Origin of the sequence: Blastopirellula retiformator (genome assembly GCF_007859755.1) — a bacterium.
Lineage (GTDB): Bacteria > Planctomycetota > Planctomycetia > Pirellulales > Pirellulaceae > Blastopirellula > Blastopirellula retiformator.
Genome location: NZ_SJPF01000001.1, coordinates 1525664 through 1548974 on the forward strand (window position 1 = coordinate 1525664; position 23311 = coordinate 1548974).

Below are 23311 nucleotides of genomic sequence, written 5' to 3' on the forward strand. Positions count from 1 at the left end.
CCAGCGACCTCCAAGATTCTCGTCCCGCCGACGAATACCTTGCGCCCTGTTGCCGTTTCTCCTTCTAGCCCCTGGACTTTGTCGTGCGCCTGGCTCGAATGATCGCCATTTTGCTGTTGCTCTTCGGCCTCGTACTGATTCCGGCGGTCGACGCGTGGGGACGTGCTGGCAGCGGCGGTTCGTTCAGTGGCGGTAGTTCCTACTCTGGCGGCGGCTTTTCGGGAGGGGGATATTCTTCCTATTCCGGCGGCAGACATGGCGACGGAGCGGCTCTTGCTGCATTGATTAACTTCCTGTTTCGCCATCCGACGATCGGCGTGCCGACGGTGGTCATCGGAGCGCTCCTCTTCTTTTGGTACATGACCAAAGCGAGCGAACATCAGCAGCGGCGCTATATTCACCGCGCGTTCGATAAGCTGGACGACGATCATATTAACGCTTGCCTGGCGGCGCTTCAGCAGAGCGATCCGTCGTTCGACATGCAGAAGTTCAAACAGCGGGCCGAGAACGCCTTCCGTAAGATTCAGGACGCCTGGTGCGAGCAAGACTTGACGCCGATCCACGCGTTCGTTTCGGATGGCGTCTACGAACGCTTTTCGCTGCAAATCGAAGAGCAGCACGAGCATGGTTATCGCAACGTGGTCGAAGATGTCCGGATCTTGAGTATCTCGCCGATCGAAATCGTCGCCAGTCGCAACGATCAAAATGCGTTCGAGGTTATCTCGCTGCGGGTGTCGGCCCGCGCGAAAGACTATCGCGTCGATCGCGCCACCGGCAAGATGATCCCCGGCTCAAAGAACAATGAATCGTTTACCGAAGTCTGGACGTTCCTCCGCCGCCGCGGCGCCAAAACGCAGCCAGACAAGGCGGGCCTGATTGAAGGGAGCTGCCCCAACTGCGGACAATCAATCCGCATCAATCAGTGGGACAAGTGTGGCTCGTGCGGAAGTCTCTTGCGCAGCGGCGAACATGACTGGGTGCTCAGCGAGATCACGCAAAGCGCCGTCTGGAAGCCAAGTAGTGGATCGACGCTCAACAGTGCAACCCGCTATTGGATTTCGCACGACCCCGGCTTCAACACGCATCATCTGGAAGATCGCGCCAGCGTGATCTTTACCCGCAAGGTGACCGCCGACCGCCATGGCGACATGCGACCGCTGATCAAAGTCTCGCACGACATGTTCAGCGACACGCATCGCGGGACGTATGAGGCCCGCGAACGAGCGTTCTATACCGATTGCGGCGTCGGTTCGGTCGACGTGATCGGCGTGACGACCGACGAGCACTTTGACCGCGCGCTGATCGACGTCCGCTGGTCAGGGCGGCGCAATCAGCAGAAAGGAGAGAGCGTTAACAAGTCGAGCAATCCCAGCACGCTGCGGACGCTGATGGTGCTGGGGCGCAAACATGGCGTACAGACCAAGGTCGAGAAAAGCGTCTCGTCGCTGCAATGCCCCGGTTGCGGCGCCCCTGAGTCGGACGCCGCTTCTAACAGCTGCGAGTTTTGCCACATGGTGCTTAACGATGGCGCCAGCGACTGGGTGTTGTTTGACTGGCTGCCGTATAGCTCGAACGAAGCCCGCGACCTGCGGAAACGGGCCAACGAGGGAATCGAAACGGTCGTTTCGTCCATACCGCTCGATCGTCGCTATGATGAAAATGACCAGCCGATCGCCATGCAGCCGTCGGCGGTCATCGTCAGTCAGGTCGTGGGAAACATCTCAGGAAGCGATCTCGACAAAGCCAAGATCAACGGGCGGAGCCTACGCGAGTTTGCCAAAATCGACGATGTTGACCTGATCGCATGGGTCGTTCAGGTTGCGGCGGCGGACGGGAAGCTCGATCCGAAAGAGCAGAAGCTGCTCAAAGAGGTCGCCAAGATGCATGGCGTACCGCTCAATCGCGTTCAAGGAATGCTCACCGACGCCGCAAAAGGTCAGCTGGAATCGCCCGATCCCGATCATCACGGCTCCGGCGTACAGTGGTTAACGCGAATGATCGACATGGCGCTGATCGACGGCCATCTTGATCGGCGAGAGCAGAAGGTGATTGCCGCCACCGGCAAGCGAATCGGCCTGTCCGACTACGACGTCGCCCGACTGCTGGCGAAGCGAAAGTCGGAACTCTACCGTCAGGCGCAAGCCGAGCTGAAAGAGCGGAAGAAGGAACTGGCGCGGCAAAAAATTCGCAACGGTTATCAGGCGGAAGGATAACAACGTGCAAGTCGTCATGAATGCAATTAGGCGCCGAAGAACGCTCATACTTGCGGCCCTGATTTCTACGTCGCTTTGCCTGGTATGGGTTTGTTGGGGCGTTTCCTTTTTCGCGGATGGATCGCAAGATCTTCAAGTGGGGCCGGTACGCAGTGACATTGGCGGACTCAGAAAACTCTGTACGCTTCCGCCGAACATTAAAGCGTGCAAGTGGCAAGTTCACTCGCGTATGGATGGGGCCGGGTTCGGCGATTGGGGGCTTTACGCCGCTGTGGAACTTGATGATCCCGATGTATTTGATTGGGGTGAAGAGCTCGGCGAAGCGAAGGTCGGTGAGTTGCCAACCTGGATGCTCGACTTCGCGGGAGAGAGGCGGAGCAATGCCGAATCAAAGGACTCCGCCACGATTCCAGGCGTCATGTATGGACCAGCCGCCGCTGCGAAATCGCCGCTGTTGAATGGCAGACTAATCAAGACGCCGCAAAAGCGTTTGCTGCTGATCTTGTGGACGACGTAGCGGCCTTGGGGCGTTACGTCTTCTTCCCCATTCCCTTGGTCAGCGCCATGAACGCCGACTCGAGGTTGATTTCCTCTTCGCGGAAGAGGGTGATCTTGTGACCCGCCTGGATCAGCCAGGTTGGCAGATCGCTGTAGTCCTCGATTCCTTCCTTGAGCGTGACCACCAGGAACGTCGGACGCGGCTCGATGCTTTCGATCATCTCCGATCCTTCCAGCACCTTGGCCGCCGCTTCTTGATCGCCGGCGACGCCAACGTGCAGGACCGTCTTCTGGCGGACTTGCTTCATCACCTCGTCGACCGACGCGTTGACCGACATCACGCCGCGATCGATGATGCCGATCTTGTTACAGACGTCGGCCAGTTCGGGCAGAATGTGGCTGGAGACGATGATCGTTTTCCCCATGTCGCGAAGCCGCTTCAGCAAGTTGCGCATCTCGATACGAGCCCGGGGATCGAGACCGCTCGCCGGTTCGTCCAACAGCAGCACTTGCGGATCATGCAGCAGCACGCGGGCCAGGCCGAGACGCTGCGTTTGACCGCGAGAGAGCGTATTGGCGAAGGCGTCTCGCTTGAAGTCAAGATCGACCAGGTTGAGCATTTCGTCGCAGACTTCACGCCGCTTGGCGCCTTGGATACGGTAGGCGGCGGCGAAGAACTCCAGGTACTCGATCACCTTCATGTCGTCATACACGCCGAAGAAGTCAGGCATGTATCCGACCAGGCGGCGGATTTCTTTCGGGTTGGTGTAGATCGAATGGCCGCAGACGTACGCTTCGCCCCAGGTCGGATTGAGCAGCGTCGCGATGATCCGCATCGTGGTCGTCTTGCCGGCGCCGTTGGGGCCGATGAAGCCGAAGACGTCCCCTTGCTTCAGGTCGAGCTCGATCCCTTTGATGGCGAAGAAGTCACCGTATTTTTTCGTCAGGTCGTGGGTTTCGATCATGGGGCGCCTACAGGTGCGTTATTCCGGCTCTACCGGATAGATCAAGCGAACGTAAGTCCAGCGTTGGGTTTCCGGCTCTAGCGAAGTCTCGGTTCCCGCGCCGGTGATTCGCAACTCGGTTACCGGCTGCTTGGCCTTGCCGACCAGCACGGCGCGTTGTGTCTGCGAATGCTTCGAGAGGTCGATAAAGCCTTGGTAGCGTTGGATCAGGTTGGTGTAGCCGCGACCGCCGGCCGATTCGTGAAACAGCGTCACTTCCATGATGCGGTCGATGTCGGTGTTCTCGCGGTCCCACAGTTCCGAAACGTCGCGGGCATCGGCGACGCGGGTCTTGCGAAGGACTTTGTCCGAGTTCTTGCCTGCCTTGCCGGACAGCGACAGGATGCCGCCAGCGGGTAACTTCGAGAAGCTCCATGCCCACCGGCCGTAGAAAACGTAGACGTCTTCCAGGTCGAGGTCGGTTGGATTGCGGATTACGCCGTCGAGCAGTTGATTGTTGATTTCGGTCAGCGGTTTGGGGGCGTCCCCTTCGAGTTCGGCCCAACCGCGACCGAACAAGCTGCGCGACGACCAGATTTGGATCGGCAGTTCTTTCAGCTGAACCGAATCATCCGCTTCCGCCAAGTAATAGGGGTTTTGCACCGTGGCGAGCGATTGACGCGAATCCATGCCGCCCAGCGATTTGCCCGGTAGCCCTTGCCAGGCCAGGATCTGCTTCCAGTCGCTGGCTCCGGATGGGGCGGTGTTGTTGAGTTGAATGTCGAGTCGCTGCGTTCGCGGGCTGTAAATATGGGCCCACGTGGTCGAGCGAGCGACGCGACTGCTGAGATCGCAGTCGAGCACATCGACTTGGTTCATCCGCAGCGTGGTCCCTTTCGCCCAGTAAGCGACGCCCCACGAGACGCCGCAGGCCAATACCACAAACAGCGGGAACGTTACCCAGGTCCATTCCATCCGCGGCAGGTACTTCTTCAGCAAGAAGTAGTCGCCCGGTCCGATCAATGCCAGATATCCGACGATGATCGCCCCGATCAACAGGAACGAGATCAGGCGCACGTCTTGAAATTGATCGAGCGCAACTCGCAACTGGCCCGAGAGATCCTCGTAGCCGACATGCGCGGCGCTTTGGCCGGCCAGCGAAACGACGCCAACCTCTTGTTGCTGCGACTCGCCGATCAGCAGCTTGTCCAGCAGCCCGCGACGGCCGTCCCAGCCAAGGATCGGCTTGGTGTTGAGATCAAACGCCACAAACTCGATCAGGCCAAAACCATGGGCGGTGACCGAGATCAGCGGCGCTTGACTGCCGGAAGCTCGCTGGACCAGAGCGATGCCGGAGGAGTCGGCGACGGCGGCGACTTCCAGCGGCGGCGCGTCGGGACGATCGAGACGAGTCGCCTTGCCGGCGAATTTTTCGAGATCGCCCGTTTCTCGTTCTTCTTCCCAACCCACAAACTTGCCAGGCAGTAGCGAAGCGAGCGGCGCTTCGGGCGTGTACAGTTGCTGCGAATCGGCGCCAACCGCCAGAAAGATCTGGCCGCCTAGTTTGATCCACCAGTCGATCGCCTGTAGCTTGTCGGTGGTCAGTTTCTTCCAGGCGTCCGCCTGACCGCCGACGATCAGCAGTCGATCGGCGCCTTCCAGCATGCGCCAGTCGCCGGGAATCTGGTCTGGCGTGATCGTCGCCAACTGCGAGGCCTCGTTGGGCTGGATGCGCTGCTGACGCAAGACGTCTTCGATGCCAGTCAACTCGCCCGCTAGTAGCCACAGTTGTTGGCTGGCGAGGACTGGTTGCCCCAGTTCGGCGACGTTGGCGTTCCAGACCGATCGCTCAGCGCCGCTGTCGGTTTCGCTTTCCAGGATGACGTCGATGCGGCTGTTGGTGCGGCCGACTTTGACTGGCAAGACGAAGGTTTGCGTTTGGCCCGGTTCGACCTGGGCGGGTTCGCTTTCCGTCCAGCGATGTTCGACCGGGACGCCGTCGGAGTCGAACGACGCGACGTGGATCTTGGCGCTGAGCGGTTTTTCACCGGCGGTCAGCGAAACGCGAATCGGCGACCAGACGCCGACTTTGAATCGACCCCCGAAGCCAAGGCTCGCTTCGATCTTGGCGACGTCATGCCGCTGCTGCGTCCAATCGCCGGCCGATGCAGAGGCCGCCGAGAGGAGGACGAGAACGAACGTGCTGAGAAAAGTGCGACTGAGCGGCAACATCAATGTCGAGCAGGTTTCGCAAAAAGGGGGGCGCCCCAAGGGAAACGCCGGATCAGGGGAAGCTATTTAGCATAGTCGGACTGTCGCTTCACCGCGAGTTGACGCTGGGCGCCCGATGGGCAACTTCGCGGGAAGTTAATGCCGAAAAAAGGGATTTTACGGCTTTTCGGCGTCGTCACAGACGCACAGGAATTGGCCGCAGCCGGGGCAGCCGCTCCCATACTTTTGGTTGACCGCTTCGGCCAGGTTGACTCCGGCGACGTTGGCGATGGTGGTCAGCCAGGCCAGGACGTCGGCGAATTCGCCAACCCGCTCTTCGTGCGTCCCGCCACGCAGGGCGGAAGCGAGTTCTCCCACTTCCTCCATCAGCCACATGAAGGTCCCTTCGACCCCGCGGGTCTGGTCCTTCTCAAAATACATTTCGCGGATCAATTTCTGGAACTGGCCCAGGCTGACGTCGACCGGCGGCGAAGATTCTTGGTTCACGGTTTGATTTTCTCTAACAACTGTTGCGCCGCCGCGTTGGACGGTGCACGTTTCAAGACTGCTTCTACGATTTTCAGAGCCGCCGCTTCGTCACCGGCGGCGACCTGCGCCTCGGCGGCGGCGACGCCCCAATCTACTCGATCGGGGGAAAGGCGAAAAGCGACGGCCAACTCACGGGCGGCCGCAAGCTTGTCGCCGAACTCCTGTTGGGCGCGACCATTGATCTGGTGCGCCTGGGCGTCGGCGACGTCGATCTGATACGCTTCTTCCGACCAGCGAGCGGCGCCTTGCCAGTCTCCTTTGCCGGCCAGCAGGGTCGCCAGTTTCTTACGGATGGCGACGTCATGATGTTTTTGTGCGGCCAAGACAGGCAGCAATTTGATCAAAGCGTCGTCATTTTGCTGCAGCAGATGAACGCGGACGAGCGCCTCGGTCCACTCTTCGCTGGCCGGCTCGGCCTTGGCGCCGCGCTCGTAAAGTTCGATGGCGGCCGGGTAATCTTTCTGCTTCAGGCGAAGGCCGGCTAGCAGCGCCACGGGGCGACGATCGTAACGGTCGCCGGTCGCACGCTCCAGCAACTCCAGCGTCTCTTGCGCCTCGCCGATCGACAGGAAGAGCCTCGCCTTTACGTACAGCCCCAGCGGGTGTTCGGGATCGATTTCGAGGGCATGCTCGGCATACTTGCGAGCGCTGGTGTTCGACTTGCGCTGCAAATAGGCGTAGGCCGCCTCGGCTTGGACATCGGCATCCTTCGGCTGATCGCGGGCATCCCGAATCAACTGGGCGAAACTTTTTTCGGCCGTCGCGTCGATCTCGATGTCGCGAACCACCGTGACCAGGTAGTCGCGATAGCCTCGCTCAAAATCGGCCTGCTTCGTCTCAAAGGTTTGCTCCAAAATCTGATCGGTCGTCAGCGAGTTCGCGTACCCATCCAACATTTTGAGCAGGGCGTCTTCGCCAAACCGTTGTTTCAGATAAACGGCGTAGTGATACGCCTGGCAGTAGGCCATCGTCCAGTCATCGCCATCGCGGGGACGAATGAAGCCATAGTTGATCGTGTCCAGATCAAACAGGTCGTTTGCGGCGATCCGTTTGGCGAGCAGGCGTTTCCAATCGGGGGGCTGCACTTCGGTCTCGTAGGTGACCGCGATCGCCTCGGTGTACCAGTGAGGAATATTGAAGTCGGTCTGCTGCAAGTTGACGACATGGACGAACTCGTGACGCAGCACGTTGCCCCAGTTGTACTTTTGCGGCATCGCCGTCGGCGAAGCGAGGGCCAGCATTTTGCCGGCACAGGCGCCCACCGTGCCGATGTAAGGTAGGCCGACCATGCGAGCGCTGAACCAGCCATGTCCGCTGGTGTTCTTCGCTTTGTTAAAGAACTCGATCAGCGTCTTCTCGGCTGGTTCGTACCCGAGCGCCTCGCAGATGGGGGCGTAGACGTTCTCCTCTAAGTGCAGCGCCGCGTATTCGGCCAGCAGTTTGTCTTTCGGATCGTAGCGAATGACGAAGTGGTCGGTTTCGAGCGTTTCGTAGGTCGCCAGTACGTCGAGCACTTCCAGCGTGTTCTTTACCCGCACGTGAAACGGATCGGCCTCAAAAGCCTCTTCCAGCACTGCCCGGGCCTCCGGCTCTTCTCCCATTCGCATTAGCACCATGCCCAACTCGGCGTGGGGACGTACTAGTTGCGGCATCCGCTCGGTGGCGGCGCGAAAGAAACTGGCCGCATACGGATACTTCCGCAGCAGATCGCAACCTTCGCCGAGCGCCGCAAAAAACTCGCCGCAGTGGGGATTGGCGATCGATTGCGTTTCGATCAGTTCGCCGTAGCGGGTCGATCTTCCTTCGTCGGTCTCCAGCGCCGGACCATCGGCGGCCAGATAAGCTGCGGCGAGCAGGCCAGCGGTTGCCTGACGCTTGTTACTGATCTGGCGGGCCTTCTGCAGCACCTCAATCGCTTGCAGCGGGCGGAAATCGGCCAGGTAGGCTTTCGCCTTAGCTTCCATCGCTGGTACATAGTCGCTGCGGATCGCCAGCGCTTGATCGGCGGCGGCGATCGCTAGGTCGACGTTGTAGCTGGTCAGGTCCAACTGGGACTTGAGCGTGAAGAGCTCGGCCGAGGTCGGATTCAGCTCGAGCGCCTTGGTCCACTCGCTGCGAGCCGAGCCCATGTTGAACTTTTCGGCAAACAACTCCGAGATCGCGGTGCGGGCGGGCCAGTAGTTGGGCGAGCGCTCAAGGATGGTCGGAAAGAGGGTGTTGACGAGATAGCTGAACTGCTGACTGTTCTTCGTCCAGCGAGCGAACTCGGCGGCGCCCAACCCGGCGTAGTAAAGCTGATCGGGATCGTCCGAAACTTCGTGGGCGTTGAAGTCGTCAACGAACCATTCGTACGCGGCGCCAGCTTCTTCTAGCTCGCCCCGCTCACGATGCAACTGTGCGATGATCCAGCGAGCCAGCGGTTGGCGATCTTCGAGCGCGATCGCTTTCTTGCAACTTGCCTGGGCTTCGTCCCATTGCCCATGTTCAAACTGAATGCGGGCCAGTTCAGCGTAGAGCTTGCCAGTTGGCTTTTGCTCGATGGCGGCGGTAAGGGTCTTGGTAGCTGCTTCTGACTTGCCGATCGCGATTTGCGATTGGGCTTTGAGCAACTGCGCGGTGGCGTCGTTTTTCTCAATCTTGTCGAGGGCGGCGATCGCCTCGGCGTATTTGCCAGAGTAGTAAAGCGACTCGGGCGAGGTTGGCTCGGCGGCGGCGCCGACAGAGCAGAGCGTGAGCCAGGCGGCGCAGGCGACGATCGTAAGGTTCGGTTGGCTTGCGTGCGGCATCGGGCGATCGACAGAAGGATAGGAAAGGACTGTCAGGAAGCGCAGCCTCGGCGTAAAATGGTCGCGACTGACAGCTTACGATTTATTCTAGCCCCTGCGATCGCTGCGGCGAACCCTTTTTCATTTGGGCATGATTGATGGCAGAATTTGTGACCGTCGCCAAAGTTGGCGACATTCCCCCCGGTCAAGGTCAGGCGTTTAACGTCAGCGGCCGAATGGCGGCCGTTTTTCATAACGCGGACGGTACGTATCAGGCAATCGACGATTTTTGTCCGCATATGGGGGCTTCGCTCGCCGGCGGCTACGTCGAAGATGGCGTGGTGATGTGCCCCTGGCATGCGTGGGGATTTCAGCTGTGCGACGGCGCCTGGATCGATAATCCCAAGGTGAAAGTCGATTGTTTCGACGTTCGCGTCGAAGGGGACCAGATTCAGGTTCGCGTCAACGCGAAAGAAGAATAATCGGTCGTGACGCCGTTTTTTTGACCTCGACACTTCCCCGGAGCGACGATCATGTTCTATCCCTTGCTTTTGGCCCAGGCCGAAAATGGCGCTGAAAACCCGGCCGGCGAAAACGCCAATGCGATCGATGTAAGCCAACAGGCGTCCGATACGTTTGCCGATGTGCAAAACTGGGCGAACTCGGGGGTCGTCTTCCTGCAAGACCAAGGGCCGGAGTGGATTCTGCGAATCGTTACGGCGATCCTGATCTTCGCCATCGGCCGCTGGGTGGCGATCTGGGCCAGCGCTTTCTTGAAGCGATTGATGGAGCGAGGGAAAGTTGATCAGACGCTTGCTCTGTTTCTGTCGAACATCGCCTACGGGTTCTTTTTGACGCTGGTCATTGTGGCGACGCTCAATCGCTTGGGAATTGATACGACCAGCGTCGCCGCAGTCTTGGCGGCGGCCGGTTTGGCGGTCGGTCTGGCGCTGCAAAACTCACTCTCCAACTTTGCAGCCGGGGTGATGATCATTCTCTTCCGTCCGTTTGTGACGGGGGACTTCATTGAAGCGGGAGGAACGTCCGGCATCGTCGAGGCGGTGCAGATTTTTCACACGCAGCTGAAGACGCCTGATAACAAGATGATCATCGTCCCTAATGGCAACATCACTAGCGGCAACATCATCAACTACTCGCGCAACGCCACACGCCGCGTCGACCTGACGATTGGTTGCGGCTACGACGACGACCTGCGAGCGGTGAAACAGTTCTTGATCGAACTGCTGGAAAGCGATGAGCGGATCATGAAAGAGCCCGCGTCGGAAGTCCGCGTCTCGGCCCTGGCCGACAGCAGCGTCAACTTCATCGTCCGCGGCTGGGTCAAAAAGGAAGACTGGTGGGCAGTCTCGTGCGATTTGACCGAACAGATCAAGCTGGGCTTCGACGAACGGGGGTTCTCGATTCCGTACCCGCAAAGCGAGGTGCATGTGCGTCAGACCGCGGCTTCGTAAGCCGTTATGACCGCCATCCAGTGGATCGCCTGTCTTGATCCAAAAAATACGAGAACCTGACGGAGATTGACTGGGAAAACAACCTCTAGCAACGGACTGACGATGGTTGAACGAGATGCGGACGACGCTTCCGATTTGACGCTGACAGCGACGGCTGGTTGGCGAACATGGCAGATATTCGTCGGGCAGTGGGGCCTATCCACAATCATCATCCTGGCGTTCGCCTGGGCGGGATTTGCAGGAGAAAGGATTGACGCGTGGATGTGCAACGTGGGCGGCATGATGGGAAGTTACGAAGGCTTTGCTGACAACGATTTCGCAGTCGTCGAGATCTGGCAGCATGGCTGGCCGTTCGTCTTTCTTGAGCGCCATGTGGAATTCTATCCGTCAAATCCGTTCGCCGTGTGGCATGGTTTTCTCGCGTTTCGTTGGTTAGCGTTGGTCGGCGACTTGCTAATTCTGGGAGCGATCGTCGGTTTAGATGTCGCCATGCGATTGATGCAAGCGAAGGTTGCTGCGCCCAGGAAAAGCTTCTCCCTTTCGTTGCGGATGCTGTTTGTGTTGGTTTCGCTCGTTTGTCTAGCCGCCGGGAGTCTGGGGGCAAGCTACGCGCGATCACAGCGAGAGCGAGGAATCGGCGCAAGATTGGAGCAACTGGGGCATCATGTTGAATACGAATATGTTGGACCAATTTGGTTTTCGCGTTTTTTCGGACGTGATCTCGCTTGGTTGCCGCTGCAAGGGGTGAAGGAGTTTAGCGTTGGGGCAAACGCGACGACAGATTGGCCCGAGGAAACGCTACTTGCGGGGCTCGGCGATCTGGCCGAGCTGCGGTGCCTGAATCTTGGAAACTCCCCGACCGACGACGAGGGACTGAGGCGTCTCTTGGCGGGCCGCCGACAATGGAGCCTGCAGGAATTGCACTTCTACGAAACTCCCATTTCCGGCAGCGCATTTGAAAACTGCAAATCGCTTTCCCAGTTGCGCCATGCAAATGGATGGGGATCGAAACTGAATGACGAAGGGGTAGCTGCACTGGTGAAATTGCCGAATGTCGAGTGGATCAACGCCAAAGGAACGGACATTACGAATCAAGCTGTCGATAGCGCGCTGGAAGCCCCACGTTTGCAAGACTTCGATTTTGATGAAACGAACGTTGATCGAGCAAGTCTGCAGAGGTTGATCGACAAGGGGATCGGATGCAGATATTCTACGGACACCGCGTATTAAAGCTTGGCGAGAATTGGCTGCATGGACAAGGCTTCTCTCAATACGTCTTCTCCCGTTCGACGGCCAAAGCGATGGCTTTGGCTCTCGCGCGGCTTTAGGGCGTCGCTATTTCTATTGATCGCTTCGCCGCTTACCTGGATTTGCTTCGCTGGTGATATGGTGAGTCAGAGTGGGTTAGTCCATTACTCAAGCGTGTCGGTGGAATATGATCAGGATTGGGAGCATGGTTGGCCCTTCGTGTTCCTGGAACGCGACTACATTGGGACTGGTTCGTCTCCCTTGGCCTTTGATGATGGTAATCCAACTTTCAGCTGGATGTGGTTGATTGTTGACCTATTGATCTACGTTGCGATTTTGAGTTTGCTGCTGTGGCTATGCCGCGGGAAGCGAACCGGCTTGTCCTTCTCGCTAAGAACGACGCTGGTCGGAGCAACGCTGTTATGTCTGTTGCTGGCGAACGTGAGTAACTGTTACTTATTGTCGCAACGCGAAACGGAAATCAGACATCAATTGGAATCGGCAGGGCAGATCGTCGTTCCGAATTACATTGGCCCGCGATGGTTTTCGCGACTCGGGTTGAATGAGTTTACTCCGCTTAAAATGGAGGGGATCGAGTTTGTTTGGATTCGCTTAGATAAGCTTAGCGAGGAGCAACGCCCCGCGATCTATTCTCAGCTCGCCGAACTATCGCAAATTCCGCTGCTTAATTTTGGCGGCAACTCACTTACCGATGAGGAAGTCGGCAGGTTGTTGGCGGCGCGAAAACGCTGGCCAATTCGTAAGCTATGGATTGGTGGGCCAAATTTCCGCGGACATTCACTGGAAAATGTCCGGTCGCTTTCGTCCTTGGTGATGATCCGCATCGGCTCCCCGAGCTTTGACGACAAGGGATTCGACGCTATTTCCCGGTGGTCATCGCTGGAGTCGGTCAACGTTCCAAACTCCTCGGTAACGGCCGAATCGGTTCAGATGGCAGCGAAGATGCCGAACCTGCAATACGTTAATTTTTTGGACACCGAGGTTACCGCAGGCGATTGCGTGGTGCTCAAAGAGCGAGGTATTGAGTATTCGGTTGGAAAAACGGTCGAGCCTTCCGCGTCCGATTGAATAGGAGTTGTCGCACTTTTCACGTGACGACGCGAGTTTCGTTCGGTAACTTGATCCGAATGGAAGCCCCCGCCGCCAATTCGACTGCTCAGATTTCGATCATGCCGCGACGCCGTTGGCTTGCCCGCGTCGCTACATGGGGCGTGTTTCTGTTGTTCGCCTTACCGCTGACGTGGGTTTGTTTTGCGGGCGATATTGTCGAAGAGGATGAAACGTTCACTTGCGGCAGCGGTGGCGTCAATTTTCAGTTAGAAGATTGGGAGCATGGCTGGCCCTATGTTTTTCTCAATCGAGCCTATGCCGGTCCCGGCTCATCGTCGGTTGAGTTTTTGGGGGAGAAACGCGGTTTCAGGGTAAACCCTTTCTTGCCGACCTGGCGATCTATGCGGCGACCATGACGGGGCTGCTGTGGTTGAATCGGCCGTGGCGGACTTGCGAAAACCAACTTGTCTTTTCGTTTTCGCTGCGTGCGGCGCTGGTCGAAGCGCCGGGCGTTGGCGTAACCTTGGTGCGATCGTCGTCGAGAAACTCCAGCAAGATCCGGGCATCAAACCACGACTGTTTGCCATCCTTCAGATCACTGACGCGCTGTTTCCAAGAGAGTTCCATCGCTTCTACGCCTGGGGCGATGGGGATCTCTTGGTAGAGCATCACCATTTCGCCAGATAACGTCCTAATTCCTGCGCACATTTGAGAGCCAGCCCTGGCTCTGGTATGGATTTGATTACCAACATCAACCACCACCAGAACCAAGGACTGACCATGACGAATGTACCAGAAGAACGGACCAGCGAAGAGATCCGGGATGCGATTAAAATTGACGGCGACGCGGTGCGGGGGCATCTTGATGAGCTGGTCCGCTCAACCGTCGAGGAGACGTTGAATCAGATGCTCGATGCCGAAGCGGATCAGATTTGCAAGGCGAAACGCTACGAACGTTCACCAGACCGCGTCGATTCGCGAGCCGGGTCGTATTCGCGGAAGCTGCAGACCAAGGCGGGCGAGGTTTCGCTGAAAGTTCCGCGACTGCGGAGCTTGCCGCTCGAGACGCAGATCATCGAACGCTACAAGCGACGCGAATCGAGCGTCGAAGAGGCGCTCGTTGAGATGTATCTGGCAGGCGTTTCGGTCCGTCGCGTTGAAGACATCACCGAGGCGCTTTGGGGAACGCGAGTCAGCTCCAGCACCGTCAGCGAGCTGAACCAGAAGATCTACGAGCGGATCGAAGCGTGGCGAAATCGGCCGCTGGAAGGCGAACATCCGTACGTGATGCTCGACGGCATCTGGCTGAAACGTAGCTGGGGCGGCGAGGTGAAGAACGTGGCGATCTTAGTGGCGGTCGGCGTCGGCGCTGATGGACATCGCGAGATTCTCGGGGTCGCCGAAGGGAAGAAGGAGGATAGCGAAAGCTGGCGAACGTTCCTGCGTTACCTGAAGGAGCGCGGATTGAAGGGCGTGCGGCTGATCACGAGCGACAAGTGCCTCGGCCTGGTCGAAGCGCTGGGAGACTTCTTCCCAGACGCGGCCTGGCAGCGCTGCATCGTCCACTTTTATCGCAACGTGTTGAAAGACGTGCCGCGAGCGAAGTCAGGCGACGTGGCGGCGATGCTGAAGGCGGTTCACGCGCAAGAGGATCGCGCGGCGGCGGAAGCGAAGGCAGCACTGGTCACCGAGAAGCTGATCTCGCTTCGGCTGGGCGCGGCGGCGAAATGCTTCCGCGACGGCTACCAGGAAACGCTGGCGTACATGGCGTTCCCGCGAGAACACTGGACGCGGCTGCGGAGCAACAACATGCTGGAGCGGATCATGAAAGAGATCCGGCGACGAACACGAGTCGTGGGAGCGTTTCCGGACGGCCAAAGCGCCCTGATGCTGGTCGCAGCCCGGCTGCGCCACATCGCCGGCACGCACTGGGGGACAAGGCGCTACCTCGACATGGACCGCCTCCGCGAACCGGAGGAGCGAGAAGACGGCAAAGTTTAAAAAATTGTTTTTGCCGCGCGCGGCAAAAACAATTTTCCAGAGTCAGGCTGAAAATCAAATGTGCGCAACTTGACGGACGGTACCTTTCGCCAAGCTCGGTGCTGCGGAGACGAAGGAAGTGGTTGTCCCCTTCGACTTTCTTCAGCGTCGCCCAACCATCGGGCCAATTGTCGCCGTCGTTATCTTAGTTCGAACCGGCATGCCAGACAATCTAGCCCTGGGGCAGCGTTATTTCGCCGGAAGTAGCGACTCTTGCAGCTTCAGCAGTTCGGCGACCAACTTGACCGAGGCGTCTTTCTGAACGGAGTTCGTCCCCAGCCAAGTTTCGTAACCCACCTTCAGCGGCTTGCAATCGCATTGTTGGGCCAGCGCTGCGCTGCACCCAATCTACGGATTGGGAAAGGCCGGACCTTAGTTCTGGTCGGCCCCATCCTTTTCTTTTTGCGAGAGATAGCGTCGCAAGTACAGAGCCCGCTCGGAGTTGCGACCGGCGGTATCGAGCGGCCCGCCGCGCAGCTTTTGTAGGTGGGCCGGTTGGGTATCGACAAACAGCTTGTTGATGTCGGCGATCACCAGGTCGTCGATCAGGCCGAGATTGACGCCCATCCGCACGCTCGAGAGCAGGTGCATCGTCTCTTCGCTGCTGATCGTTTGCGCGGTCCGCAAGATGCCATAGGCGCGGCTGATCTTGTCGTGCAGATCTTGCTGGTTCTGTTTGAGCAGGAAGTCGCGAGCCCGGCGTTCGTAGTCGATGATCATCGGCACGACGTCGTGAACCTGATCGCGCAGTTCCAGTTCGCTGCGACCGAGGGTGATCTGGTTGCTAATCTGGTAGAAGTCGCCCATCGCCTGCGAGCCTTCGCCATACAGGCCGCGAACCGCCAGGTTGATCTTCTGGAGGCTGCGGAAGACTTTCTCAATTTGCTGCGTGATCACCAGCGCCGGCAGGTGCAGCATGACGCTGACCCGCATACCGGTGCCGACGTTGGTCGGACAGGCGGTCAGATATCCGAGCTTTTCGTGAAAGGCGTAGGTCAACTTGCTCTCGAGCAGGTCGTCAACTTCGTTGATCTGATCCCAGGCGGCGACCAGGTCAAAACCGCTTTTCATCACCTGAATCCGGAGATGGTCTTCCTCGTTGATCATCAGGCTCAAGCGTTCGTTCTGATCGATCGCCACGCTGCGGGCGCCTTCGGCTTCGACCAGTTCGCGGCTGATCAGCTGACGTTCGGCCAGAAAGTGGCGGTCGACGTCCGACAGTTCGTCGACCCGCAGGTAGGCCAGATTGGTTAGCTGCGGGACTTCCGCCAGGCGATCGCGGACTGCCTTGTCGATGGCGCCCCGGTCGGTGGCGGTACAGCGACGGATGAACGGGAATTCGGCGATGTTGCGGGCCAAACGAATTCGGCTGCTAATGACGATATCGGACTGGGGGCCTGCGCCCTTCATCCATTCGCCGGCTCGTCCTGTCAATTCGTTGAGGTCCACATTCATCCTTGGGTACACGTTTCTACGTCGATTGCCTGGGTGTCGCAATGGCTGCACAGCAAGCGGCTAGACGGTATGTTCGTCACCATGTTCATCTTCGCTTTCTTCCAGATTGCGAATCGTGTCGCGAAGTTCGGAGGCGCGTTCGTATTGTTCCAGACGAATCGCCTCGTTCATCTCTCGCCGCAATTGTATCAGTTTCGTCTGGCTCTCGGTGCTACGCTTGTGCGTCAGGGGATGTTTCCCCTTATGAATCAGGTCGCCATGGATGTTGACGATCAGCGGCTCTAGTTCGCTGGCGAAGAAGACGTAGTCGTGCGGGCAACCGAGTCGCCCCTGGTTGCGGAACTCAAAAAAGCTGATGCCGCAGATCGGGCAGCACTTTTCGTCCAGCTTCTCCAACTCTTTGGCGGTGTCGGCCACCTTCAACTGCTGGGCCAGCATTCCGGCCAGGCTCGCCTTGCCGGGCATGCCGCTGCCTGGGGTCTGCATCAGGTATTTTTGCGCACAACCCTCGCAGAGATGGATCTCTTGCGGTTCGGAGCCAGTCAGTTCCGTGATATGGAACGTCGCCGGTTTTTCGCATTGTTGGCACTTCACGCTGATTCCCCTTTCACGTCGAAGAGCGGCCGGCGAAGCGAACCTTTGCTCGTACTTCGCCACTACATCAGAGCGTCTGGCTGCGGATGCGTTGACCTAAAGTCAGCCGCCGGGCCTAGATAAGCCGCCGACGGACAACTGGATTCTATCGGGGCAGGGGAACGCGTCAAGACGATCGTACCAGAGCAAGCGTACTTGATCGGGGGGCCTAAGTCGTGCATTTGCACTGGCTTACCGCTGCGCCGGCATTGCCGGTGAGCCAGACCCTTGCTAGGCTTGGACGCAGCCCGTTTGGTCACCTAGCTATCACCACCAACCGGCCCTGGTCGCCGCTTAGAAACCTGATGCCGCACGCACCTGACTTCGCCCAATTTTCCAAACTGGCCGCTGACCATGATATGGTCCCCGTTTTCCGGCGGTTGATCAGCGACTCACTAACTCCGGTTTCGGCTTTTCATAAGCTCGATGACAGCGGGCCGGCCTGTCTGTTCGAGAGCGTGATTGGCGGCGAAAAGATCGGCCGCTACAGCTTTTTGGGGTTTCAGCCCGACTATCACCTGGCCGCGACCCGGACTGACGTGACGGTCACTACCGGCGGAAAGAGCGAAGAGTTCTCGTGCGAAAATCCGCTGGAAGAGCTCCGGCGCCGTTTGGCTGACGTCCGCGTCGCCCACCTGGATGGGTTGCCTCCGTTTACCGGCGGCGCCATCGGGTATGCCGGGTACGACGTGATTCGCTATGTCGAGGATCTGCCTAACGCCCCGGAAGATGACCGCGGACTGCCCGATCTTTCGTTTGGTTTCTATCACCGGTTGGTCGTTTTCGACAATGTCGCCAAGACGGTCGACGTGATCGTGCTAGCCAAGTGCGACGCAAAAGATGCGGCTGGGCTGAAACGGACATTTGACACCGCTTGCGGCGAGGTCGACGAAATTGTCGCGAAGTTGACCGCGTTTGACGCCCAGCTGGTGCCGACCGACATCGACACCGGCGGCCCGGTCACGCTGAAGTACGAGTCGAACTTCACGCAGAATGGCTTTGAAGACGCGGTCCGCAGCTGCGTCGAGTACATCAAAGCGGGCGACATCTTTCAGGTCGTCGTCAGCCAACGCCTGCAGACCGACATCACCTGCGACCCGTTCGAGATCTACCGCACCTTGCGGATCGTGAACCCGAGCCCCTTCATGTTCTTCCTGCGGACCGCCGAAACGACCCTGGTCGGCAGTTCGCCTGAGATTATGGTTCGGGTCGTCGACGGGCACGTTACGGTTCGTCCACTGGCCGGCACCCGGCCCCGCGGCAGGAACGAAGACGAAGACAACGCCTTGGCCGAAGAGCTGCTGGCCGATCCCAAAGAACGAGCCGAGCATGTGATGCTAGTTGACCTGGGCCGCAACGACGTCGGTCGCGTCGCCCAGTACCGCAGCGTCGAGGTATCGGACGTGATGGTGATCGAGCGGTACAGCCACGTAATGCACATCACGTCCAACGTCACCGGTCAGCTGCGCGACGACTGCGACGCGTTTGACGCTTTGGCCGCTTGCTTGCCGGCCGGAACCGTTTCTGGCGCCCCCAAGGTTCGGGCGATGGAGATCATCGACGAGCTAGAAACCCGCCGCCGCGGTCCGTACGCTGGCGCCGTCGGCTATGTCGACTACAGCGGCAACATGGACACCTGCATCGCACTGCGGACGATTGTGATTCAAGGGAATACCGCATACGTGCAAGCCGGCGCCGGCCTGGTCGCCGACAGCGTCCCCAGCAGCGAGTTCCAAGAGACGCTCAATAAGGCTCGCGGGCTGCTGAAGGCGATCGAGATTACGGAGCGCCGCGCGGGAAAGTAGTTCTAGGTCGACTCTCCAGTCCAGCCCTGCACGATCTCCTCCACCTGTTCGCCATCCAGCGTTTCATGGGCCAGCAAATTGTCGGCGATCGCGGCCAGCGCCGCCCAGTGGTTTTCGGCATCGAGCAACTGGTAGATCTGACGGGTCGCTTCTTCCAGGTAGCGCAGGCGTTTCTTCTCGTCGCGAAATAGCGGCGTCGCCGCTTCCCAGGCAGCTCGCCAATCGTCGGACCACTCGGCGACATGGCCAGGGTGAAACGGCTCGCCGCTGTAGAGCATTTCGGCGACTGGCCCGGCCAACGCGACCAGCACAAATTTCTCCTGCCGATCTTTGGGGGTGAATTGCGAGATCCGCCACTCGATCTGGGCGTCGCCAAATCGCCGCGGCCCGTCGTCATCTTCTGGCTCAATCGTGACTCGCCGCACGCGGGCGCCAACCAGGACCGCCATGAAGGCGTGTCCCGACTCGTGGTAGGCGATTACGTCAGGTTCTTCGTCCATCGTTTCCTTTCCGTATCGTCGCAGCATAGCAGATTGTGGCGGTGCGACGGTTTGGGAAGGGGCAATTGGCCAGTTCGAGGGGAGGGCAGGGGACGGTGGCAGGAATTGCTTGGGCGGTCTGGTAGAATTGCTGACTCGCTCCACCTCACTTCGCTTTGCCTGCCGAGCTCCCCTGCGCACCTGGATAGACCGACGCCGCTATGAAAAAGCTGTTCCAGCCAGACCCGCTTGTGCTTCGTCCCGTCGACCATCAACCGACCGAGGACCGGGCGCCGGACGAAATCGCCGACGGTTCACCGGCGTGGCTGCGCGATGATCTGGTCGAAATGCTGGGCGCCGATCAAGTCTTGTCGCGGCCGATCGACTTGGTGAAGTACGCCAGCGATGCGAGTCCCTACCGGCTGTTTCCCAAGATCATCGTCTTGCCGAAGCATGTCGAAGAGGTGCGGCAGATCTTCGCCTACGCCAAGCGGAAGAACCTGCCGGTGACGATTCGCGCCTCTGGCTCCAGTCTTAGCGGCCAGGCCCAAGGGGACGGCATCTTGATCGAAGCCCGGCGACATTGGGCTGGGTGGACGATCGAAGAGGAAGGAAAGCGGCTGCGGGTTCGGCCCGGCACGGTGCTGTTCCGCGCGAATCTCGCCTTGGCGCCGTATGGCTATCGGCTGGGACCTGACCCGGCGAGCGGCAGCGTCTGCACGATTGGCGGCGTCGTGGCGAACAACTCCAGCGGCATGTGCTGCGGCACCGCACAGAACTCGTATCAAACGATTGAGTCGCTCACCTTTATGCTGCCGAGTGGCGATCTAATCGATACCGCGTCGCCAACGGCAGTCGAGGACTTTGCCGCTGCAGCCCCAGAGCTGTGCGCGGGGCTGCTAGAGATCAAACAAGAGATTGAAGCGGACGCCCCGCTGGTCGAGCGAATCCGCCGCAAGTTCAGCATCAAGAACACGACTGGCTATCACATGGAGGCGTTTCTCGACGCCGATACTCCGCTCGAGATCTTTCGGCGGCTGTTGATTGGGTCCGAAGGGACGCTTGCCTTTCTGGCCGAGGCGGTCTTCAAGACCGTGCCAGACGACAAACATCGCCTGACGGCGTTTTTGATCTTTCCCGATATGTATGCGGCGGCGGCCGCGGTGGCTCCATTTGTCGAAGCGGGCGCAGCTGCGGTTGAACTGACCGACCGGGCGTCGCTGCGATCGGTGGAAGGGAAACCTGGAGTGCCCGATCGCTGGCGACAACTTGGCGAGTCGGCGACCGGGCTGTTGGTCGAGTTTCGCGAGGGTTCGGCCGAGCGGCGCGACGCCGCTTTGTCGGCCGCCAATGCGGTGCTGGAAAAGCTGAGCCTGGTCGAGCCGGCCGAGTTCACCACCGATCGCAAGTTGGCGGCCCAATTCTGGGGCGTCCGCAATGGCTTGTTGCCGTCGGTCGGCGGTTCGCGGCCGCCGGGGACTTCGCTCATTTTGGAGGACGTTTGTTTTCCGAAAGATCGTTTGGCCGACGGGGCGATCGATTTGCAGCAGCTGATGGCCAAGCACAACTACGAAGGTTTCGTGTTTGGGCACGCGTCGGCCGGCAATCTGCACTTCCTGATCACGCCGGCGATGAACACCAAGGCCGACGTCGATCATTATGATGCGTTTATGGCGGACGTCGTGGCGCTGGTGGTCGATAAATATGACGGCTCGCTGAAAGCGGAGCATGGAACCGGACGCAACGTGGCGCCGTTCGTCGTGCGTGAATGGGGACCGAAGTTGACGCAACTGATGTGGAAGCTGAAGCGGTTGACCGATCCGGATGGGATTCTCTCGCCGGGGGTGCTGTTGTCGGAAGATCTGATGTCGCACCTGCAGAATCTGCACACGACGCCGATTGTGGAGGACGAAGTCGATCGCTGTGTCGAATGCGGTTACTGCGAACCGGTTTGTCCCAGCCGCAATCTTTCGACCACGCCGCGGCAACGGATCATTTTGCGGCGCGAGATGATGCGGCAACCGGCCGATTCGCCGGTGACGCTGGCGCTGCTGCGGGACTACGAATACGAGGCGATCGAGACCTGCGCCGGCGACGGCGTTTGTGCGATTGCCTGTCCGGTGAACATCAACACCGGGCATTTGATGAAAGAGTTTCGCCGACAAGAGCATACGGCGACGCAGGAATATGCCGCCAAGAAGGCGGCTCAAAACTGGTCGACGGTCGAAAGTGTGACGCGAACGGCGCTCCGCGCCAACCAATGGTCGAGCGGCACTTTAGGCGAATGGCCCGCCAAAGCGTTTACCGGCGCCGCGCGAGCCGTGGTGAGTGAAGACGTCGCCCCAGCGTGGCTGCCGAATCTGCCGGCCGCCGCGAATACGAAGTTGCCCAAGACCGATCCCGAGAATGCGACCGCCGTCTACTTCATGGCGTGCGTTAATCGCGTCTTTGGCGACTATCCCGACGCCAAGCCGTCGCTGAGCCTGGCCGACGCGCTGGTTGCGGTCTCGGCGCGAGCCGGGATGCCGGTCTTCATTCCTACGGACGTGTGGGGAAATTGTTGTTCGACCGTTTGGCACTCGAAGGGCTTCGAGCAGGGGAACGCCTACATGGCCAACAAGATCGTCGAGAGCCTCTGGCGATGGAGCGACGCCGGGCGATTGCCGATCGTTTGCGACGCGTCCTCTTGCACGTTGGGGATCGCCAGCGAGATTACGGAGTACCTGACGCCTGAGAATCGCGAGCGTCACGCGCAACTGTCATTGCTCGATTCGATCGACTGGGCGCATGGCTATTTGTTGCCGCGGCTCAGCGTTACGCGGCCTGTCGATTCGGTCGCGCTGCATCCAACCTGCGCGACGCAGCATTTGGGATTGGCGGAGAAACTGAAGACGCTGTGCGCCTCGCTGTCGAAAGAGACGGTCACGCCGATCCATGCGACCTGCTGCGGTTTCGCTGGCGATCGCGGTTTGCTTCACCCCGAACTGACCAAAGCCGCCACTGCAGAACAGGCGGCCGAGCTAGAAGGGCGCGAGTTTGATCGCTATTTATCGAGCAATCGAACGTGTGAGATTGGCCTGAATCAAGCGACCGGCTCCGACTATCGCTCGGTGATCTTCCTGCTGGAAGAGCTAACGCGGCCTTGACCGCATTGGTCGAGCAGGCCGTGCCTGCCGATGGTGACCGTTACGATTTCGGCAGGCATGGCCTGCCCTACGATTCACTTAGCGCCGTTTGCCGCTCGCTGACGTCTTGCGCATACTCTGGGCCGACAACCACGGCCTGGGTTTGGGGCAAGGTTGTAAACGTAAACTCGTTGCCTACGACCATTTCGTCATCGACCGAGAACTCAAACTCTTTCTCGCTGCTCAGTTGGATGCGGCTGGCTTGGCGATGGAACCGAGTTCCAAGAGGCCTTTACCTTGGAGACCGGTTACTTCGAGTGATTCTCGCACGCGGAGCGACTTCCGCCCCGCCGCCAACGGTGCGTCCTAACCGAATAGCGGCGATCGTCGAGAGTGGGTCGGGGTGGATGCCGAGAGAGCGAACGAAATCGTTGCCGGCGCCAAGCGAAACGATGGCCAGCGTCGGTCGCGACTGGCAGCACGATTGGACGCGATTGACGATCCCGTTGATGCCGCCGTCACCACCGGCGACGATTACCAGGTCTTCATCTCGGACGTCGTCAAGAATGCAGCAAGCCTGCTCGAATGACTCCGTTTCGTGAAAGTTGGCACCGGCCAAGGCGGTTAGTTCCGCTTTCGCTTCAGCGGCTGCGGCGCCTTGGCGGGCATTGCGATTCCAGATTACGACATAACGGCGCATCGAAACACCCTTTCACGGGGAGACTTCCAGATGTTCCTAAATAGGGCAGATTGGGCGCCAAAGGCGAATCGCCCGCGTCTAGCGACAAAAATAGCGCGACAAG

Annotated in this window: 18 protein-coding genes; 9 read left to right on the forward strand and 9 right to left on the reverse strand. The window is 59.2% G+C overall.

Annotated elements, in window-relative coordinates; all coding sequences use genetic code 11:
* Positions 1-83: 83 nt before the first annotated feature.
* Complete coding sequence (locus Enr8_RS06360) at positions 84-2213, forward strand: TIM44-like domain-containing protein (protein ID WP_146429736.1); 2130 nt, start codon at positions 84-86, stop codon at positions 2211-2213.
* A 229-nt stretch (positions 2214-2442) separates the two neighbouring features.
* Positions 2443-2730: a hypothetical protein gene (locus Enr8_RS06365; RefSeq protein WP_146429737.1), complete on the forward strand. Its 288-nt coding sequence runs from the start codon at positions 2443-2445 to the stop codon at positions 2728-2730.
* Positions 2731-2743: 13 nt separating this feature from the next.
* Here the strand turns inward: Enr8_RS06365 and Enr8_RS06370 are convergent, their stop codons facing one another.
* The 4 genes from Enr8_RS06370 to Enr8_RS06385 all read right to left on the reverse strand — a co-directional run bounded on the left by Enr8_RS06370 (position 2744) and on the right by Enr8_RS06385 (position 9201).
* The gene (locus Enr8_RS06370) at positions 2744-3676 is read right to left on the reverse strand and encodes an ABC transporter ATP-binding protein (RefSeq protein ID WP_146429738.1); all 933 of its coding nucleotides are present in this window, start codon (positions 3674-3676) and stop codon (positions 2744-2746) included.
* An 18-nt stretch (positions 3677-3694) separates the two neighbouring features.
* Entirely contained in the window at positions 3695-5887 is a 2193-nt protein-coding gene (locus Enr8_RS06375; RefSeq protein ID WP_146429739.1) for a hypothetical protein, read from the reverse strand.
* A 156-nt stretch (positions 5888-6043) separates the two neighbouring features.
* A complete protein-coding gene (locus Enr8_RS06380; protein WP_146429740.1) occupies positions 6044-6373 on the reverse strand; it encodes a MazG nucleotide pyrophosphohydrolase domain-containing protein in 330 nt (109 codons plus the stop codon).
* Positions 6370-9201 carry a tetratricopeptide repeat protein gene (locus Enr8_RS06385; RefSeq protein ID WP_146429741.1) on the reverse strand — a complete coding sequence of 944 codons (2832 nt, stop codon included), beginning with the start codon at positions 9199-9201 and terminating at the stop codon, positions 6370-6372. The genes Enr8_RS06380 and Enr8_RS06385 overlap by 4 nt, the downstream gene beginning before the upstream one ends.
* Before the next feature lie 137 nt (positions 9202-9338).
* Here Enr8_RS06385 and Enr8_RS06390 point away from each other — a divergent pair, with 137 nt between their 5' ends.
* The 4 genes from Enr8_RS06390 to Enr8_RS06405 all read left to right on the forward strand — a co-directional run bounded on the left by Enr8_RS06390 (position 9339) and on the right by Enr8_RS06405 (position 12989).
* Positions 9339-9662: a Rieske (2Fe-2S) protein gene (locus Enr8_RS06390; RefSeq protein WP_146429742.1), complete on the forward strand. Its 324-nt coding sequence runs from the start codon at positions 9339-9341 to the stop codon at positions 9660-9662.
* A 51-nt stretch (positions 9663-9713) separates the two neighbouring features.
* Entirely contained in the window at positions 9714-10652 is a 939-nt protein-coding gene (locus tag Enr8_RS06395) for a mechanosensitive ion channel family protein (protein WP_146429743.1), read from the forward strand.
* Between the two features lie 102 nt (positions 10653-10754).
* Positions 10755-11882 (forward strand): leucine-rich repeat domain-containing protein, encoded by a 1128-nt coding sequence (locus tag Enr8_RS06400; RefSeq protein WP_146429744.1) that lies wholly within the window; start codon positions 10755-10757, stop codon positions 11880-11882.
* 198 nt (positions 11883-12080) lie between these two features.
* On the forward strand, positions 12081-12989 hold the full coding sequence (locus Enr8_RS06405; protein ID WP_186767463.1) for a hypothetical protein: 909 nt from the start codon (positions 12081-12083) through the stop codon (positions 12987-12989).
* Positions 12990-13370: 381 nt separating this feature from the next.
* On the opposite strand, the gene Enr8_RS06410 is transcribed toward Enr8_RS06405, so the two are convergent.
* Complete coding sequence (locus Enr8_RS06410; protein WP_146429746.1) at positions 13371-13679, reverse strand: hypothetical protein; 309 nt, start codon at positions 13677-13679, stop codon at positions 13371-13373.
* Positions 13680-13751: 72 nt separating this feature from the next.
* On the opposite strand from Enr8_RS06410, the gene Enr8_RS06415 reads away from it, so the two are divergent.
* Positions 13752-14972 (forward strand): IS256 family transposase, encoded by a 1221-nt coding sequence (locus Enr8_RS06415; protein WP_146429411.1) that lies wholly within the window; start codon positions 13752-13754, stop codon positions 14970-14972.
* Positions 14973-15383: 411 nt separating this feature from the next.
* Here Enr8_RS06415 and Enr8_RS06420 read toward each other — a convergent pair whose 3' ends face one another.
* Both Enr8_RS06420 and Enr8_RS06425 read right to left on the reverse strand, forming a co-directional pair.
* Complete coding sequence (locus Enr8_RS06420) at positions 15384-16466, reverse strand: protein arginine kinase (protein ID WP_146429747.1); 1083 nt, start codon at positions 16464-16466, stop codon at positions 15384-15386.
* Between the two features lie 60 nt (positions 16467-16526).
* Positions 16527-17060: a UvrB/UvrC motif-containing protein gene (locus tag Enr8_RS06425; RefSeq protein WP_146429748.1), complete on the reverse strand. Its 534-nt coding sequence runs from the start codon at positions 17058-17060 to the stop codon at positions 16527-16529.
* A gap of 344 nt (positions 17061-17404) precedes the next feature.
* On the opposite strand from Enr8_RS06425, the gene trpE reads away from it, so the two are divergent.
* Complete coding sequence (gene trpE, locus Enr8_RS06430) at positions 17405-18904, forward strand: anthranilate synthase component I (RefSeq protein ID WP_186767465.1); 1500 nt, start codon at positions 17405-17407, stop codon at positions 18902-18904.
* A 2-nt stretch (positions 18905-18906) separates the two neighbouring features.
* On the opposite strand, the gene Enr8_RS06435 is transcribed toward trpE, so the two are convergent.
* Positions 18907-19404, reverse strand: a complete 498-nt coding sequence (locus Enr8_RS06435) for a M41 family metallopeptidase (protein WP_146429749.1) — start codon at positions 19402-19404, stop codon at positions 18907-18909.
* A gap of 200 nt (positions 19405-19604) precedes the next feature.
* Between Enr8_RS06435 and Enr8_RS06440 the strand changes: the two genes are divergently transcribed.
* On the forward strand, positions 19605-22529 hold the full coding sequence (locus Enr8_RS06440; RefSeq protein WP_146429750.1) for an FAD-binding and (Fe-S)-binding domain-containing protein: 2925 nt from the start codon (positions 19605-19607) through the stop codon (positions 22527-22529).
* Between the two features lie 271 nt (positions 22530-22800).
* On the opposite strand, the gene Enr8_RS06445 is transcribed toward Enr8_RS06440, so the two are convergent.
* Positions 22801-23208, reverse strand: coding sequence for a diacylglycerol/lipid kinase family protein (locus Enr8_RS06445; protein WP_146429751.1), 408 nt, complete (start codon positions 23206-23208; stop codon positions 22801-22803).
* Positions 23209-23311: the final 103 nt, after the last annotated feature.

Excerpts from the sequence above, each read along its gene's own strand:
- Enr8_RS06420 (WP_146429747.1), bottom strand. The coding sequence starts at position 16,466 with ATGAATGTGGACCTCAACGAATTGACAGGACGAGCCGGCGAATGGATG.
- Enr8_RS06410 (WP_146429746.1), bottom strand. The coding sequence starts at position 13,679 with ATGTGCGCAGGAATTAGGACGTTATCTGGCGAAATGGTGATGCTCTAC.
- Enr8_RS06415 (WP_146429411.1), top strand. The coding sequence starts at position 13,752 with ATGACGAATGTACCAGAAGAACGGACCAGCGAAGAGATCCGGGATGCG.
- Enr8_RS06365 (WP_146429737.1), top strand. The coding sequence starts at position 2,443 with ATGGATGGGGCCGGGTTCGGCGATTGGGGGCTTTACGCCGCTGTGGAA.
- Enr8_RS06390 (WP_146429742.1), top strand. The coding sequence starts at position 9,339 with ATGGCAGAATTTGTGACCGTCGCCAAAGTTGGCGACATTCCCCCCGGT.
- trpE (WP_186767465.1), top strand. The coding sequence starts at position 17,405 with ATGCCGCACGCACCTGACTTCGCCCAATTTTCCAAACTGGCCGCTGAC.
- Enr8_RS06370 (WP_146429738.1), bottom strand. The coding sequence starts at position 3,676 with ATGATCGAAACCCACGACCTGACGAAAAAATACGGTGACTTCTTCGCC.
- Enr8_RS06435 (WP_146429749.1), bottom strand. The coding sequence starts at position 19,404 with ATGGACGAAGAACCTGACGTAATCGCCTACCACGAGTCGGGACACGCC.
- Enr8_RS06395 (WP_146429743.1), top strand. The coding sequence starts at position 9,714 with ATGTTCTATCCCTTGCTTTTGGCCCAGGCCGAAAATGGCGCTGAAAAC.
- Enr8_RS06385 (WP_146429741.1), bottom strand. The coding sequence starts at position 9,201 with ATGCCGCACGCAAGCCAACCGAACCTTACGATCGTCGCCTGCGCCGCC.
- Enr8_RS06440 (WP_146429750.1), top strand. The coding sequence starts at position 19,605 with ATGAAAAAGCTGTTCCAGCCAGACCCGCTTGTGCTTCGTCCCGTCGAC.
- Enr8_RS06400 (WP_146429744.1), top strand. The coding sequence starts at position 10,755 with ATGGTTGAACGAGATGCGGACGACGCTTCCGATTTGACGCTGACAGCG.
- Enr8_RS06445 (WP_146429751.1), bottom strand. The coding sequence starts at position 23,208 with ATGCGCCGTTATGTCGTAATCTGGAATCGCAATGCCCGCCAAGGCGCC.
- Enr8_RS06375 (WP_146429739.1), bottom strand. The coding sequence starts at position 5,887 with ATGTTGCCGCTCAGTCGCACTTTTCTCAGCACGTTCGTTCTCGTCCTC.